This is a genomic window from Streptomyces sp. NPDC048257 (genome assembly GCF_043201855.1).
GTDB lineage: Bacteria > Actinomycetota > Actinomycetes > Streptomycetales > Streptomycetaceae > Streptomyces.
The window spans coordinates 176,414-189,105 of the sequence record NZ_JBICZI010000008.1 but is presented as its reverse complement, the minus strand read 5'-3'; the positions used below and the strand labels follow the sequence as shown (position 1 = coordinate 189,105).

At 72.9% G+C, this 12,692-nt stretch carries 14 protein-coding genes; 4 read left to right on the top strand and 10 right to left on the bottom strand.

Annotation, left to right across the window (positions count from 1 at the left end; genetic code table 11):
• The first annotated feature begins 106 nt into the window (after positions 1-106).
• Positions 107-1,183, top strand: a complete 1,077-nt coding sequence (locus ACGFZK_RS18970; protein ID WP_393850005.1) for a hypothetical protein — start codon at positions 107-109, stop codon at positions 1,181-1,183.
• Between the two features lie 15 nt (positions 1,184-1,198).
• On the opposite strand, the gene ACGFZK_RS18965 is transcribed toward ACGFZK_RS18970, so the two are convergent.
• The 3 genes from ACGFZK_RS18965 to ACGFZK_RS18955 all read right to left on the bottom strand — a co-directional run bounded on the left by ACGFZK_RS18965 (position 1,199) and on the right by ACGFZK_RS18955 (position 4,173).
• Complete coding sequence (locus ACGFZK_RS18965) at positions 1,199-2,140, bottom strand: 3-oxoacyl-ACP reductase (protein ID WP_393850004.1); 942 nt, start codon at positions 2,138-2,140, stop codon at positions 1,199-1,201.
• A 38-nt stretch (positions 2,141-2,178) separates the two neighbouring features.
• Positions 2,179-3,255 (bottom strand): Zn-dependent alcohol dehydrogenase, encoded by a 1,077-nt coding sequence (locus tag ACGFZK_RS18960; protein WP_393850003.1) that lies wholly within the window; start codon positions 3,253-3,255, stop codon positions 2,179-2,181.
• Between the two features lie 63 nt (positions 3,256-3,318).
• Entirely contained in the window at positions 3,319-4,173 is an 855-nt protein-coding gene (locus ACGFZK_RS18955) for a MaoC/PaaZ C-terminal domain-containing protein (protein WP_393850002.1), read from the bottom strand.
• A 265-nt stretch (positions 4,174-4,438) separates the two neighbouring features.
• Between ACGFZK_RS18955 and ACGFZK_RS18950 the strand changes: the two genes are divergently transcribed.
• From ACGFZK_RS18950 to ACGFZK_RS18940, 3 genes are all read left to right on the top strand, one after another.
• The gene (locus tag ACGFZK_RS18950) at positions 4,439-4,792 is read left to right on the top strand and encodes a DNA-binding response regulator (protein ID WP_393850080.1); all 354 of its coding nucleotides are present in this window, start codon (positions 4,439-4,441) and stop codon (positions 4,790-4,792) included.
• A gap of 176 nt (positions 4,793-4,968) precedes the next feature.
• Positions 4,969-5,523, top strand: a complete 555-nt coding sequence (locus ACGFZK_RS18945) for an RNA polymerase sigma factor (protein ID WP_393850001.1) — start codon at positions 4,969-4,971, stop codon at positions 5,521-5,523.
• Positions 5,510-5,782, top strand: a complete 273-nt coding sequence (locus ACGFZK_RS18940; RefSeq protein ID WP_393850000.1) for a hypothetical protein — start codon at positions 5,510-5,512, stop codon at positions 5,780-5,782. The genes ACGFZK_RS18945 and ACGFZK_RS18940 overlap by 14 nt, the downstream gene beginning before the upstream one ends.
• 37 nt (positions 5,783-5,819) lie before the next feature.
• Here ACGFZK_RS18940 and ACGFZK_RS18935 read toward each other — a convergent pair whose 3' ends face one another.
• The 7 genes from ACGFZK_RS18935 to ACGFZK_RS18905 all read right to left on the bottom strand — a co-directional run bounded on the left by ACGFZK_RS18935 (position 5,820) and on the right by ACGFZK_RS18905 (position 12,593).
• Positions 5,820-6,335 (bottom strand): YcxB family protein, encoded by a 516-nt coding sequence (locus tag ACGFZK_RS18935; protein ID WP_393849999.1) that lies wholly within the window; start codon positions 6,333-6,335, stop codon positions 5,820-5,822.
• Between the two features lie 45 nt (positions 6,336-6,380).
• Positions 6,381-7,571, bottom strand: a complete 1,191-nt coding sequence (locus ACGFZK_RS18930; RefSeq protein WP_393849998.1) for a beta-ketoacyl synthase N-terminal-like domain-containing protein — start codon at positions 7,569-7,571, stop codon at positions 6,381-6,383.
• Positions 7,572-7,586: 15 nt separating this feature from the next.
• Entirely contained in the window at positions 7,587-9,719 is a 2,133-nt protein-coding gene (locus tag ACGFZK_RS18925) for an acyl-CoA dehydrogenase (protein ID WP_393849997.1), read from the bottom strand.
• Positions 9,720-9,840: 121 nt separating this feature from the next.
• Positions 9,841-10,167 (bottom strand): hypothetical protein, encoded by a 327-nt coding sequence (locus tag ACGFZK_RS18920; RefSeq protein WP_393849996.1) that lies wholly within the window; start codon positions 10,165-10,167, stop codon positions 9,841-9,843.
• The gene (locus ACGFZK_RS18915; RefSeq protein WP_393849995.1) at positions 10,091-11,398 is read right to left on the bottom strand and encodes a serine/threonine-protein kinase; all 1,308 of its coding nucleotides are present in this window, start codon (positions 11,396-11,398) and stop codon (positions 10,091-10,093) included. The genes ACGFZK_RS18920 and ACGFZK_RS18915 overlap by 77 nt, the downstream gene beginning before the upstream one ends.
• A 120-nt stretch (positions 11,399-11,518) precedes the next feature.
• Positions 11,519-11,785: a DUF397 domain-containing protein gene (locus ACGFZK_RS18910; protein WP_393849994.1), complete on the bottom strand. Its 267-nt coding sequence runs from the start codon at positions 11,783-11,785 to the stop codon at positions 11,519-11,521.
• Positions 11,745-12,593 carry a helix-turn-helix transcriptional regulator gene (locus ACGFZK_RS18905; protein WP_393849993.1) on the bottom strand — a complete coding sequence of 283 codons (849 nt, stop codon included), beginning with the start codon at positions 12,591-12,593 and terminating at the stop codon, positions 11,745-11,747. The genes ACGFZK_RS18910 and ACGFZK_RS18905 overlap by 41 nt, the downstream gene beginning before the upstream one ends.
• Between the last annotated feature and the right edge of the window lie 99 nt (positions 12,594-12,692).

The following is a 12,692-nucleotide window of genomic DNA, read 5'->3' as shown; positions in this document are numbered from 1 at the left end:
ACCACGCACGAATCGCCGTGCGGACACCCGTATGTGTGAAGCGGTGTTGGTGGTGTTGTTCGCCGCGATGCCCGAAAACTAGCTTCCACCCCGGAGGTGACCACGGATGACTGTCTGTGCCATCGAAATGACGACCGCGGCCGCGTTCACCATCGCCGCGGACGGCTCGTACGCCGCCCGGCTGGCCGGGGAGGGCGAGGCGCTCTACGCGGAGCGCTGGACCCTGGGCGGGCCCGAGCCCTATGCGGTACCGCTGCCGCTCGCGCAGCCCGAGGACGCCGGCAGCGAGGTGCTGCCCCTCACGGACGGGCGGGTGCTGATCCACCGGCGGGTGGCCGACCGCCACGCCTTCGCGCTGCTGTACCCGACGGGCGCCGAGGACGGGCCCAGCACCGGGGAGCTCCCCCTGGGCGGGGTCGACGCGCAGGAGGGCGTACGGGTACGCCTGCTCCCGCCGTCCCCGGACGGATCCGGGGCCTTCGCCCTGGCCGCGGAGGACACCGTGACCACGGTCTGGCAGGTGGCCGGGGCCCCCTTCGGACCGCAGCCCGTCGCCCGGATCCCGGGCCGGTGCTCCGGCGGCGTGTGGCTGGACCGGGCGGGCCGGCTGCTGGCCCTGGACCGCGAGCTGGACGGCATCACCAAGTCCGTCGCCGTGGACCTGGGCCGCGGTGACGTCTCCCCGCTGCTGCAGATCGCCGAGGGCAGCGACGACCGGCTGCTGCTGGCCGACCCGGACAGCGGGCTGCTGCTGATCCGCTCCGACGCGCCGGGCGCACCGCGCCTGGGCTGGGGGGTGTCGGGCAGCTCCCGGCCCGTCCGCTTCCCGGAGTGCCTGGCCCGGCTGGGGGACGCGTATCCGTTCGCGGTCCAGCCGGGGCAGTCCCTGATGCCGGAGACCTGCGGGGTGGCGCTGCGGCTGCCCGAGGGCGACATCGGCCTGTGGCGCCCGGCCGACCGGCACGTCTTCCGGCTCGGCGCCCCGGCGGGCTGGCTCGGCGGGAGCGGCCTGTGGAGCCCGCAGGGCCGCCTGCACCTCCCGTACGCGACCCCCGAGGTGCCCTGCGGGATCGTCGGCATGAACCTGCCGGTCTCCCCTCCCCCGCCGGTGGTCCTGGACCCGCCCGCGGCGACCACCCCCCGCCCGGTCCCCCTCCAGCAGGCTCCGCTGGCCGGGCGGTAGGGGGTGTCTTGTCGATCAGGCGTGCTTGAGGCCCAGTACCTCTGTCGCGGCGAAGGTCTCGTTCGCCGGGCGGGACGCGTAGTGCGCGGTGAGCAGCTCGTCGAGCTCCTCGTACGAGAAGGACTCCTTGGCCGTGTCGAACTTGGCTGCCACCTTCGGGCGTTCCATGACGACCACGATGCCGCCGTGCACGACGAACAGCTGGCCGTTGGCCTGGGCGGAGGCGGGCGAGGCCAGGTATCCGACGAGCGGTGAGACGTGCTCGGGGGCCAGGGCGTCCAGCTTGCCGTCCTCCGGGACCTCGAAGCCGGCGAAGACGTCCTCGGTCATCCGGGTACGGGCGCGCGGGCAGATGGCGTTGGCCGTCACCCCGTACTTCGCGAGCGCCAGGGCGGTCGAGGTGGTCAGGCCCACGATGCCGCCCTTGGCCGCCGCGTAGTTCGGCTGCCCGGCCGAGCCGCCGAGGAAGGCCTCGGAGGAGGTGTTGACGATCCGCCCGTAGACCGGGCCGCCCGCCGCCTTCGACCGCTCGCGCCAGTGCACGGACGCGAAATGGGTGGTGTTGAAGTGGCCCTTGAGGTGGACCCGGATCACCGAGTCCCACTCCTCCTCCGACATCGAGAAGACCATCCGGTCGCGCAGGATGCCCGCGTTGTTGACCAGGACGTCCAGCTTCCCGAAGCTCGACACCGCCAGCTCGACCAGCTCCCGCGCCTGCTCGAAGTCGGCCACGTCGCCCAGGTGCGCCACCGCCCGGCCGCCCGCCGCGCGGATCTCCGCGGCGACCTCCTCCGCCGGGGCGGCCGAGGCCTCCCCGGAGCCGTCCCGGCCCGGCTGGCCGAAGTCGTTGACGACCACGCTCGCGCCGAGCCGTGCGAGTTCGATGGCCTCGGCCCGGCCGAGCCCGCGGCCCGCGCCCGTGACGATGGCGGAGAGCCCCTCAAGTGGGAGTGACATCCGTAGCGTTCCTCTCGCAGTTCTCAGAGCGTCAGCGGTCAGAGTTCGATGCAGGTGCGCAGGGCCACGCCGGTACGCATCTGGTCGAGCGCGTCGTTGATCTCGGCGAGCTGTACCCGGTGCGTGATCAGGCTCGCCAGGTCCACCCGGCCGGCCCGCCACAGCGTGATGGTGCGCTCGTAGGAGCGGAGCACGTCCCCGCCGCCGTACATCGACGGCAGGATCTTCTTCTCGTCGAAGAAGAGCGAGAACATGTCGATCTGGAAGTTGTCGTCCAGTGCGCCGGCGCCGACGATGACCACGCTGCCGCCGCGGCGGGTCATCTTGTACGCGGTCTGCGCGGTGGCGGACTTGCCGACGACCTCGAAGACGTAGTCGAAGCCCTCGCCGCCGGTGATGCGGTTCTTGGCGTCGTCGAAGGCCTCCGGCCCGACCGCCTCGGTGGCCCCGAACTTCAGCGCAGCCTCGCGCCGCGACTCGACCGGGTCGACGGCGATGATCTGGGCCGCGCCCTGGACCTTGGCACCCTGGATGACGGATATGCCGACGCCGCCGCAGCCGATGACGGCGACCGAGGATCCGGCCTCCACCTCGGCGGTGTTGATGGCCGCGCCGAGGCCGGTGGTGACCCCGCAGCCGATGAGCGCGGCGATGTCGAAGGGCACGTCGTCGGGGATCGGGACGGCGCACGCGGCGTCGACCACGAGCTCCTCGGCGAAGGTGCCGGTCGCGGCGAAGCCGAAGATGTCCCCGCCCGCGCGGCGGAAGTTGGGGGTGCCCGCGTTGACCAGGCTCGCCAGGCACAGGTGACCCTGACCGCGCTTGCAGGACGGACAGTGGCCGCACGGCGGAAGCCAGCAGACGAGGACCCGGTCGCCCTGCTTGAGGGTGGTGACCCCGTCACCGACGTCTGCGATCACCCCGGAGCCCTCGTGGCCGGGGACGAAGGGGGCGGGCTGCGGCAGGACGCCGCTCATCGCGGAGAGGTCCGAGTGGCACAGACCGGTGGCCTTGATCCGGACCTTCACCTTGCCGGGGCCGAGGCCCACGGCCTCCATGTCGTCGACGACCTCGAGCTTGTCCTGGCCGATCTCGCTCTGCAGTGCTGCGCGCACGGTGCGGCTCCTTGGGTCTCGTACGGTCTGTGCTCGTGCTCGTGCTGGTGCTCGTTCTCGCGCCTACGCGTGCTCGACGACGGTGTCGGCGAGGACCGGCGCGTCGTCCCGGTCGGCGGCCGTCACCGACACCAGGACACGGCCGGGCTCCTCCCACATCCGGATGCGCAGGGTCTCGCCGGGGAAGACGATCCCGGCGAAGCGCGTGCGGTAGGCGCAGACCCGGGAGACGTCCCCGCCCAGGACCGTGTCGACGACGGCCTTGAGGGTCATTCCGTACGAACACAGGCCGTGCAGGATCGGCTGGTCGAAGCCGGCCGCCTTGGCGAACTCGGGGTCGGCGTGCAGCGGGTTCCAGTCGCCGGAGAGGCGGTAGAGGAGCGCCTGCTCCTCGCGGATGTGCCGCTCCTCGGTACGGTCGGGCGCACGCTCGGGAAGGTCCTCCTTGGCCGAGGGCCCCCGCTCACCGCCGAAGCCGCCCTCCCCGCGCACGAAGATCTGCGCGTCGCTCGTCCACAGCGGCCCGTCGGCGTCCGCGACCTCCGAGCGCAGCACGATCACGGCCGCCTTGCCCTTGTCGTAGACGGCGGCGACCTTGGAGCTGGAGGTGGCCCGCCCCTTGACGGGGATGGGCCGGTGCAGCTCGATGGAGTGGCCTCCGTGCAGGACGGCGGCGAGGTTCACGTCGATCCCGGGTGCGCCCAGGCCGCCCAGCATGGCCATGCCGGCGCCGGCGACGGTCGCGAAGCTGGGCAGGACGTGGAGCTTGGACTCGAGGGTGTAGCGCAGCTCGTCCGGGTCGGTGGCCGGCCGGCCCGCGCCGAGACCGAGGTGGTAGAGCTGGACGTCCTTGTGGTCCCAGCCGATGTCCCCCGGGCGGGGGTCGGCGGCGAGGGCCTTGGCGGCATCGATCGGCATGGGGGTGCTGCTCCCTGTTGTCGGAGGACCGGGGCCGTGGAAGAGCCGTGGAAGACCTCGGTGCGGCCGTCCGCACCGTCGGCCGCACCGAGGTCGTATGCGAGGGCCGGTTCTAGAACGCGTTCTAGGCCCGACCCGGTGAGGGAATGTATAACGCACGCCCCCGCACTTGGGAAGACTCTTGACTTCACGTCAGATCCACTCCGTGCGGGGCGTGTTGCGCGCCCCGCCGGGGGCTGGGCAATACCCTGCCCGCGTGGACGAAATGCCTGCTGATCACCGGGAGCACCGGGCCCTGCGCGTCCTGCTGGAGCCGCCGAATCCGGCCCTGGCGCTGCAGCTCGGCCTCCAGCCGGACATCGAGGTCGTACGGGACCCGATGGCCCGGCCCGCGGTGGCCCTGGTGGAGGAGCTCGCGGCGGTGACCGGCCTGCTGGCCGACGACCCGGAGTGCCGGGTGCTGGTCCTCACGGGCTCGGCGCACCCGGGCCTCGCGGACGCCGCCCTCGCCGCGGGCGCGGCGGGACTGGTGTTGCGGGACGGCCAGGTCGAGGACCTGGCGGACAGTATCCGCCGGGCCTCGCGGGGTGAGACGGTGGTGGACCCGGCCCTGGGGTGAACTCCGGTGGATCCGGGTGAATCCTTTCGCGGTGCTCACGCCTCTTATGCATGTGCCGACGCCAAGGTCGGCACCTGACCTGGAGGTTGTCGTGATCGCTGTTGTCGCCGGGGCCGTCGCACTGCTACTGCTCTGCACCTGCACCGTCCTCGTGGTGCGCCGACGGGCCCGCTCCCGTGGCTGAGTCGACCTGGCCCGCCGAGCCCCTGGTCCTCGCCGCGCAGCGCGGGGACCTCGATTCGCTGACCGCGCTGGTCTCCGGCTCGCACCCGAACGTACGGAGGTTCGCGCACTCGCTGTGCGCCTCGCCCGAGGACGCCGAGGACGCGGCCCAGGAAGCGCTGATCATCCTCTACCGGAAGATCGGGATGCTGCGCGCCTCCGGCGCCCTGGCCTCGTGGATGTTCCGCATCGTCCGCAACGAGTGCCTGCGCCGCGCCCGGTTGATGCCGCGCGAGCGCGCTCCTGTGCCGGACACCGCGGTGATGTCGGCCGAGGACGAGGTCCTGCAAGGCCTGGAGGCGGCCCGGGTGGCGCGGGCGATCGCCGCCCTCCCCGAGGACCAGCGGCGCGTGCTGATCATGCGGGACATCCGGGGCTACAGCGGGCGGATGGCCGCCGACGCGCTCGGCATCGGCACCGCCGCGATGAAATCGCGGCTGCACCGGGCCCGCGCGACCCTTCAGGACACCCTGCGTACCGCCCCCGGAGGCCACGATGAAGACCACTGACGGCCCCGACTTCGCCAGCTCCTCCCTGCCCCGCCACCTGGCCCGCGGGGCGATCGGCCTCGGCAGCCTGACCGCCGCCTTCGCCCTGCTCCCGCTCTACGGCCCGATCACCCTGGCCCTCGCCCCGGTCGGCCTCCTGGCCCTGCGCGGCTGCCCGATGTGCTGGGCGATCGGCCTGGCCCAGACGCTCTCCCGCGGCCGACTGCAACGGGAGTGCACCGAGGACGGCAGCTGCGCACTGCGGACCGCCGCCCGCTGAGGACGCGCAGGCCGGGGCGGGGCGCCGGGGCCGGGCGCTACGAACCGTCGCCGGCGCGCGCGTGCGCGAAGGCGGCGAGGAGCTCGCTCTCGCCCGGGGCGGTGAACAACCGCTTGGGCAGCACCACGAGGCACCTCCGGCGGCGCGAACGGCCCACGAACACGTGCAGCCGGGGCGTCTCGTGGTACCAGCGCACCTCGTCCCACACGATCCGCTGCGGCTCCCCGCCGCGGAACACCTCGATGCCCGTACCGTCCACCACGACCCGCTTCTCCTCGCAGGCCCCGCCGGTGCGAAAGCCCCGGGCCGCCGCCCACCGGGGCAGGACCAGCAGCACGAGGAGGCCGTACGCCGCCGCGATCCCGAGAACGGCGGGACGCACCGTGAGGCCGTCGGAGGACAGCGTCACGCCGGCCGCGGCGAGGAGGACCGTAGCGAGGGCGGCCACCGCCCGGCCGCCCCGGAACAGCCCCGCCGTCCGGACGGCCTCGCCGTACTCGTCCCTGGTCAGGCTGCCGGTGGCATGGAAGGACGCCTCGTGTGTCTCGCTCACGGGGGCGGAGCCTAACGCCCCGCGCCCATGGCCGAAAGCGCGTTCCTATCCCCGCCGCAGCAGCGTCACCACCGCCGCGCCGCCGAGCCCGATGTTGTGGGCCAGGCCCACCCGGGCCTGCGGGACCTGCCGCGCCCCGGCCTCGCCCCGCAACTGCCACACCAGCTCCGCCGCCTGCGCCAACCCCGTCGCCCCGAGCGGATGCCCCTTCGAGATCAGCCCCCCGGAGGGGTTCACGACCCACCGCCCGCCGTACGTCGTCGCACCCGACTCCACCAGCTTCCCGGCGGAGCCGTCCCCGCACATGCCCAGCGCCTCGTACGTCAGCAGCTCGTTGATCGAGAAGCAGTCGTGCAGCTCCACCACGTCCACGTCCTCGATGCCGAGCCCCGACGCCTCGTACGCCTGCCGCGCCGCCGCCGCCGTCATCGGCTTGCCGACCACGTCGATGCACGAGCCCGAGGCGAACGAGGCCTCGGTGTCCGTCGTCATCGCCTGGCCGACGATCTCCACCGCCTTGTCGTGCAGCCCGTGCCGCACCACGAACCGCTCCGACACCACCAGCGCCGCCGCCGCACCGTCCGAGGTCGGCGAGCACTGGAGCTTCGTCAGCGGCGCGTGGATCTCCTTCGCCGCCAGGATCTCCTCCACCGAGTAGACGTCCTGGAACTGCGCGTTCGGGTTGTTCGCCGAGTGCCGGTGGTTCTTCGCACCCACCGCCGCCAGCTGCGCGGCCGTGGTCCCGTACCGCTCCATGTGCTCCCGCGCCGCGTTCCCGAAGATCTGCGCCGTCGGCGGGGACATCTCGAAGCCGTGGCCCGCGGCCATGATCCCGTAGTGCCGGGCGACCGGCGAGGTCTTGAAGTCGCCACCGTCGGCGCCCCCGCCCAGCGCGCCGCGCTTCATCTTCTCGAAGCCCAGCGCCAGCACGCAGTCGTTGATCCCGCCCTCCACGAACTGCCGCGCCATCATCAGCGCCGTCGACCCCGTCGCGCAGTTGTTGTTGACGTTGTAGACCGGCACCCCGGAGAGTCCCAGCTCGTACGCCGCCCGCTGCCCGGCCGTGGACGCCTGGAAGCAGTAGCCCACCGGCACCTGCTCGACCAGCCCGTAGTCCACGCCCGCGTCCGCGAGCGCCGCGGCCCCGGCCTCCTTCGCCATGTCCCAGTACTGCCAGTCCCGCGACTCCGGCTTCTCGAACTTCGTCATGCCGACGCCCACGATGTACGACTTCATGTCCCTGGTGTCCCTTCAGTCCCTCGGGAGGCCGAGAATCCGCTCGGCGACGACGTTCAGCTGGACCTGTGTGGTGCCTCCGGCGATGGTCAGGCAGCGGGACATGAGCATCCCGTGCACCGCCCGCTCCCCCGCCCCTTCCCGCACCGCGCCCGCCGGCCCCAGCAGTTCGAGCGCGAGCTCGGCGGTCCGCTGCTGGTGCGGGGTCTGGACGAGCTTGCGTACGGAGGCGCCCGCGCCCGGCTCCAGCCCCGACACCTGCTGGAGCGTGGTGCGCAGTCCGATGCAGGCCAGGGCGTGCGCCTCGGCGGCGAGCGCGCCGATCCGCGCCCTGTACGTGCCGTCGAGGTCGGCGGCGCGCGCGAGCAGCGCCTCCAGGCCGGTGTCGAAGGTCATCTGGTCGGCCATGTGGACGCGTTCGTTGCCGAGGGTGTTGCGGGCCACCTTCCAGCCGCCGTCGGCCGCGCCGACCAGGGCGTCCGCCGGGAGCTCCACGTCGTCGAAGTACACCTCGTTGAAGAGGGCCTCGCCGGTGATCTCCTTCAGCGGCCGGATGTCGATGCCGGGGGTGTTCTTCATGTCGACGACGAAGTAGCCGAGCCCCTTGTGCTTGGGCGCGTCCGGGTCGGTGCGGGCCAGCAGGATCCCGAAGTCGGCGCTGTGCGCGGAACTCGTCCACACCTTCTGTCCGTTGACCCTCCAGGAGCCGTCCTCCCGCCGCTCGGCCCTGGTCCGCAGCGAGGCCAGGTCCGAGCCCGCGCCCGGCTCCGAGAAGAGCTGGCACCACGTGAGGTCCCCGCGCAGGGTCGGCAGGAGGTAGGCCTCCCGCTGCGCCTGTGTCCCGTAGGCGAGCAGCGAGGGCACTACCCAGGTGGCGATCCCGAGGTCGGCGAGCCTCACCCCGGCAGCGGCGAGCTCCTGCTGGACGACGAGCTGCTCGACGGGCCCCGCGCCGAGCCCGTACGGGGGCGGCAGGTACGGGGCCGCGTAGCCGGTGGGGGCCAGGATCCGGCGGGCGGCCGCCGGGCCGAGCCCGCGCGCGTCCGCGATGGCGGTACGGGCCTTCGCGCGGTACGCCTCGGCCTCCGCCGGGAGTTCCAGGCGCAGCTCGCGCCGCGCACCGCCCGCCGCGCACCGCACGGCCCGGACCCGGTGTCCGTCGCCGGGCCCCAGCAGCTGGCGGGCGACCAGGGCCCGCCGCAGGTGGATGTGCGCGTCGTGCTCCCAGGTGAAGCCGATCCCGCCGAGGATCTGGATGCAGTCCTTGGCGCAGGTGTAGGCGGCGTCCAGGGCGGTGCCGGCGGCGAGGGCGGCCACCAGCGAGCGCACCTCGGCGGGCTCGTCCATCGCCTGCGCGGCGTCCCAGGCCAGGGCGCGGGCCTGTTCCAGCCGGACCAGCATGTCGGCGCAGAGGTGCTTGACGCCCTGGAACTGCCCGATGGGACGGCCGAACTGCTCGCGCACCTTGGCGTGTTCGGCGGCCGTGTGCAGGGCCCAGGCCGCGATGCCGCAGGCGTCGGCGGCGAACAGCGTGCAGGCCAGGTCGCGGACCAGGGCCGCGTCCAGCTCCAGCAGCCGGTCGGGGGCGGTGGCGACCCCGCGCGCCCGCACCTCGGCGGTGGGGCGAGTCGGGTCGGCGCTCTCGTGCGTACGGATGTCCAGCGCGGCGGCGTCCACGGCGAACCAGCGGGTGCCGTGCGCGGCCTCGGCGGCCAGCAGCACCAGGTCGGCCTCACGGGCGCCGAGCACGGGCGGCGCGAGCCCGTCGAGCAGGTACCCGCCGCCCTCGACGGCCACGGCGGTCAGGGTCCCCGGCCCCAGCGCGACCGCGCCGACCCGCCCGGAGAGGGGCTCGGCGCCGGCCCGCTCCAGCAGTACGGAGGCCAGCGCGCTCGGCAGGTACGCCCCGGGCAGCGCGCCCCGGGCCGCCTCCTCGACGACGACGGCCAGGTCGAGCAGGGTCCCGCCGTCCAGATGGGGCTCCAGCAGCCCCTGCGCGGTCAGCGCGTCCCAGTAGGCGGGCCGCGCCCCGGTCTGCGGCGGGGTGTCGAGCAGCTTGCGCACCTCCTCGGGAGGCACGGCCCGCGCGACCCAGCCGCGCACCGCCTCGGCCAACTCGCGCTGCTCCTGCGTGATTCCGATGCCCATGCGCGGCAGACTAGAACACGTTCCAATCTGACGGAAGGTCAGATGAGGGGTCAGATGGACGACCGGATGACGTGTTCCTCGTGCAGCCGCCGACGCCGCAGGTCAGGCCCTGGGCCGGGGGTCACTGACTGACGTGCACCGCCGCCAGCGCGGCCTTGGCGACCTCCTTGGCCTTGCCCTCGCAGCCCTGGGGAGGGGAGAGGCCGACCCAGACGACCAGGTTGCCGTGCCGGACGGAGAGCACGCAGGACCACTCGGCGTGCCCGGACTCCCAGTACGCCCCGTCGCCGAAACCGAGGTTGTTCGCCCGTCTCCCCTCCGCCGCGTCCGCGGCGAAACCGGTCTGCTGGACCCTCGCGTTGGCCGTGGCGTCACCGCCGCGCTTGACGTCCCACCGGACCAGCGCGATCCGCTTCTGTGTGGGCGCGTACTCGTACCAGGAACACATCGTGTGCGCCTGGGTCGTGCTCGCGCTGCGGTAGTCCTCCGTGGACTCCCGCCCCGCCAGCGGGATGTTCTGGGTGACCTCCGGACAGGCCGGTACGTCGGCGTAGGCGGCGGGATCGGCGCCCGCTGCCCGGTCCAGGGCGTACGCCCCCCACGCCGAGGCCCGTCGTCAGGAGCACCCCGGCGGCCACCAGGGCCACGGTCCGCGACCGCATCCGCGGGGACCGCCCCGGCGGCGTGGCCGACGGCTCGGTCGGCGGGCCCGTCGGCCGGGGAGGCACGACGGGCGGGGCGGCCTTCGCTTCCACCGACGCCCGCTCCACCGCCGCCTCGTCCGGCACGGGGGCGGAGACGGGCTGGAGATCCGAAACCTGCTCCGGCTCCGGCTCCGGCGGCATCACGACCGTGTCCGCCGCCGGACCGGCGAACAGCCGGTCGATGTCCGCCCGTTGCGCCGCGAGCATCCGGTACACGCCGGGCGGCCACTGCCGCCCCGCCGGAGCCACCGGCCCGAGGAGTTCGAGCAGTTGCGCCGGGGTCGGCCGGGCGGCCGGGTCCTTGGCCAGGCACCGCTCCACGATCGCGCGCAGCCCGGCGGGCACCGCGCTCAGATCGGGGGTGGAGTGCACCACGTCGTAGAGCGTCCGGAGGGTCGAGGTCCCGGCGAAGGGGCTGGTGCCGGTGACCGCCATGACCAGCACGGAACCGAGCGAGAACACGTCGCTCGCCGGCGTCAGCGACTTGCTCTCGGCCTGCTCGGGCGACATGAACGCGGGCGAACCGATCACCCACCCGGTGCGCGTCAGCCCGGTGTCCCCCTCGGACTCGGCCTCGGTCGCCCGCGCGATCCCGAGGTCGATGACGCGCACCCCGTCCTCGGTGAGGAGCACGTTGTCGGGCTTGAGGTCGCGGTGGATCAGCCCGGCCCGGTGGATCTCCGCGAGGGCCGAGGCCAGCCCCGCCGCGAGCCGGTGCACGACGGCCCCGTCCAGCACCCCGTCCTTCTTGACCACGGCACCCAGCGAGGGCCCGGCCACGAACACCGAGGCCAGCCAGGGCGTCGGCGCGTCCGGGTCGGCGTCCATCACGGCCGCCGTATAGGCACCGGAGACCTTGCGCGAGGCCGCGACCTCACGCCGGAACCGGGCCCGGAAGCCGGCGTCGTCGGCGAAGTGCGCGAGCACCTGCTTGACGGCGACAAGCCGCCCGTCGGGCCCCACACACAGAAGCACCCGCCCCATCCCGCCCTGCCCGAGCACGCCAGCCACCTCGAACGGCCCCACGCGCGTCGGACCTGCCGGTCCCACGTGCTCCATATCCCCCCGACTCCCTCCCCCTCGACAGGGGGCGGATCATACCGAGACGGACCTCACGAACGCCTCGAACGCCGAGGGTCGCACGGTGAATACAGGACCTTCGGGAATCTTGGAGTCCCGTACGGCGACCAGGCAGGACTGAGCGGCGATCTCGACGCAATTGCCACCGGTGTCCCCGCTGTACGAGGCCTTGAGCCAGCCGGTGTCACCGAGCGGCGCGCACTCGACGCAGTCGCCGCCGGTGTCCCCGCTGTACGAGGACTTACGCCACTGCGCGCCCGTCAGGTTCCGGATGGTGTCCATAACGCTCCTCCATTACGCGGGCAATCCGTGCCGCCGAGTCCTGCACGGACAGGGCGGCTGCCTGCAAATGATCGTATCGGAGCGAACCCTCCCTGAGAGCGGGCGGATTGGCCGTCATATGGCCCTGCACGAAGTCCTCGGTATAGACGATGTCGGGGTCGTCCTCGAACCGCAGAAGATTGAATGAGCCCATCACCCCGGCATGGGCGCCCGCCTCGAACGGCAGGATCTGCACCTTCACCCACTCCCGCCTCTGCAGGGCCAGCAAGTGGGTAAGCTGGTTCCGCATGACCTCGCGGCCGCCGATCTCCTGATGCAGCACACCTTCACCCATCACCACCCACATCAGTGGCGGGTCTTCGCGGTCGAGGATCCGCTGCCGCTCCATTCGCGCGGCCACCTTCCCGTCCAGATCCCCCTCGGTCCGCACGCCGAGCACGGCCCGCGCGTAGGCGGGCGTCTGCAGCAGCCCGTAGACCAGCTGCGCCTGGAAGGTCGAGATGTACGAGGCCCGGGCCTCCATCTCCGCGTACGGCTGGAACCAGGTGGGCAGCTGGCACCTCAGCACCAGCCCCACCAGCCGCGAGAACACCCCACCGGTGTCGAGCGCCGCGTCCACCCGCTCCGAGAAGTCCCGGGTCGGCACCCGCTTCGTCGTCTCGACCTGGCCGACCAGGGAGCCCGTGCAGAAGATGATGTCGCCCAACTGCGCCTGCTTCAGGCCCGCCTGCTCCCGCAGCCGCCGCAGTTCGTAGCCGTAGTAGTCCAGCGGCGACGCGCTGGGATCGAGCTCGCGGATCTTGACCACGAGGTGGTCACCCCCAAGTTCACGCTGTTCGGCGTTCGTTTCGCCCTGTAGCCGAGCGTAATCAGCCCGCTGCGCTCCGATGGCCTGATTTGCGCAACC

Bases quoted from the DNA above. Each gene is read 5' to 3' on its own strand.
- ACGFZK_RS18940 (WP_393850000.1), top strand. From the start codon at position 5,510: ATGAAGACCACTGACGGCCCCGACTTCGCCAGCTCCTCCCTGCCCCGC.
- ACGFZK_RS18925 (WP_393849997.1), bottom strand. From the start codon at position 9,719: ATGGGCATCGGAATCACGCAGGAGCAGCGCGAGTTGGCCGAGGCGGTG.
- ACGFZK_RS18970 (WP_393850005.1), top strand. From the start codon at position 107: ATGACTGTCTGTGCCATCGAAATGACGACCGCGGCCGCGTTCACCATC.
- ACGFZK_RS18965 (WP_393850004.1), bottom strand. From the start codon at position 2,140: ATGTCACTCCCACTTGAGGGGCTCTCCGCCATCGTCACGGGCGCGGGC.
- ACGFZK_RS18930 (WP_393849998.1), bottom strand. From the start codon at position 7,571: ATGAAGTCGTACATCGTGGGCGTCGGCATGACGAAGTTCGAGAAGCCG.
- ACGFZK_RS18955 (WP_393850002.1), bottom strand. From the start codon at position 4,173: ATGCCGATCGATGCCGCCAAGGCCCTCGCCGCCGACCCCCGCCCGGGG.
- ACGFZK_RS18950 (WP_393850080.1), top strand. From the start codon at position 4,439: ATGCCTGCTGATCACCGGGAGCACCGGGCCCTGCGCGTCCTGCTGGAG.
- ACGFZK_RS18920 (WP_393849996.1), bottom strand. From the start codon at position 10,167: ATGTGTTCCTGGTACGAGTACGCGCCCACACAGAAGCGGATCGCGCTG.
- ACGFZK_RS18910 (WP_393849994.1), bottom strand. From the start codon at position 11,785: ATGGACACCATCCGGAACCTGACGGGCGCGCAGTGGCGTAAGTCCTCG.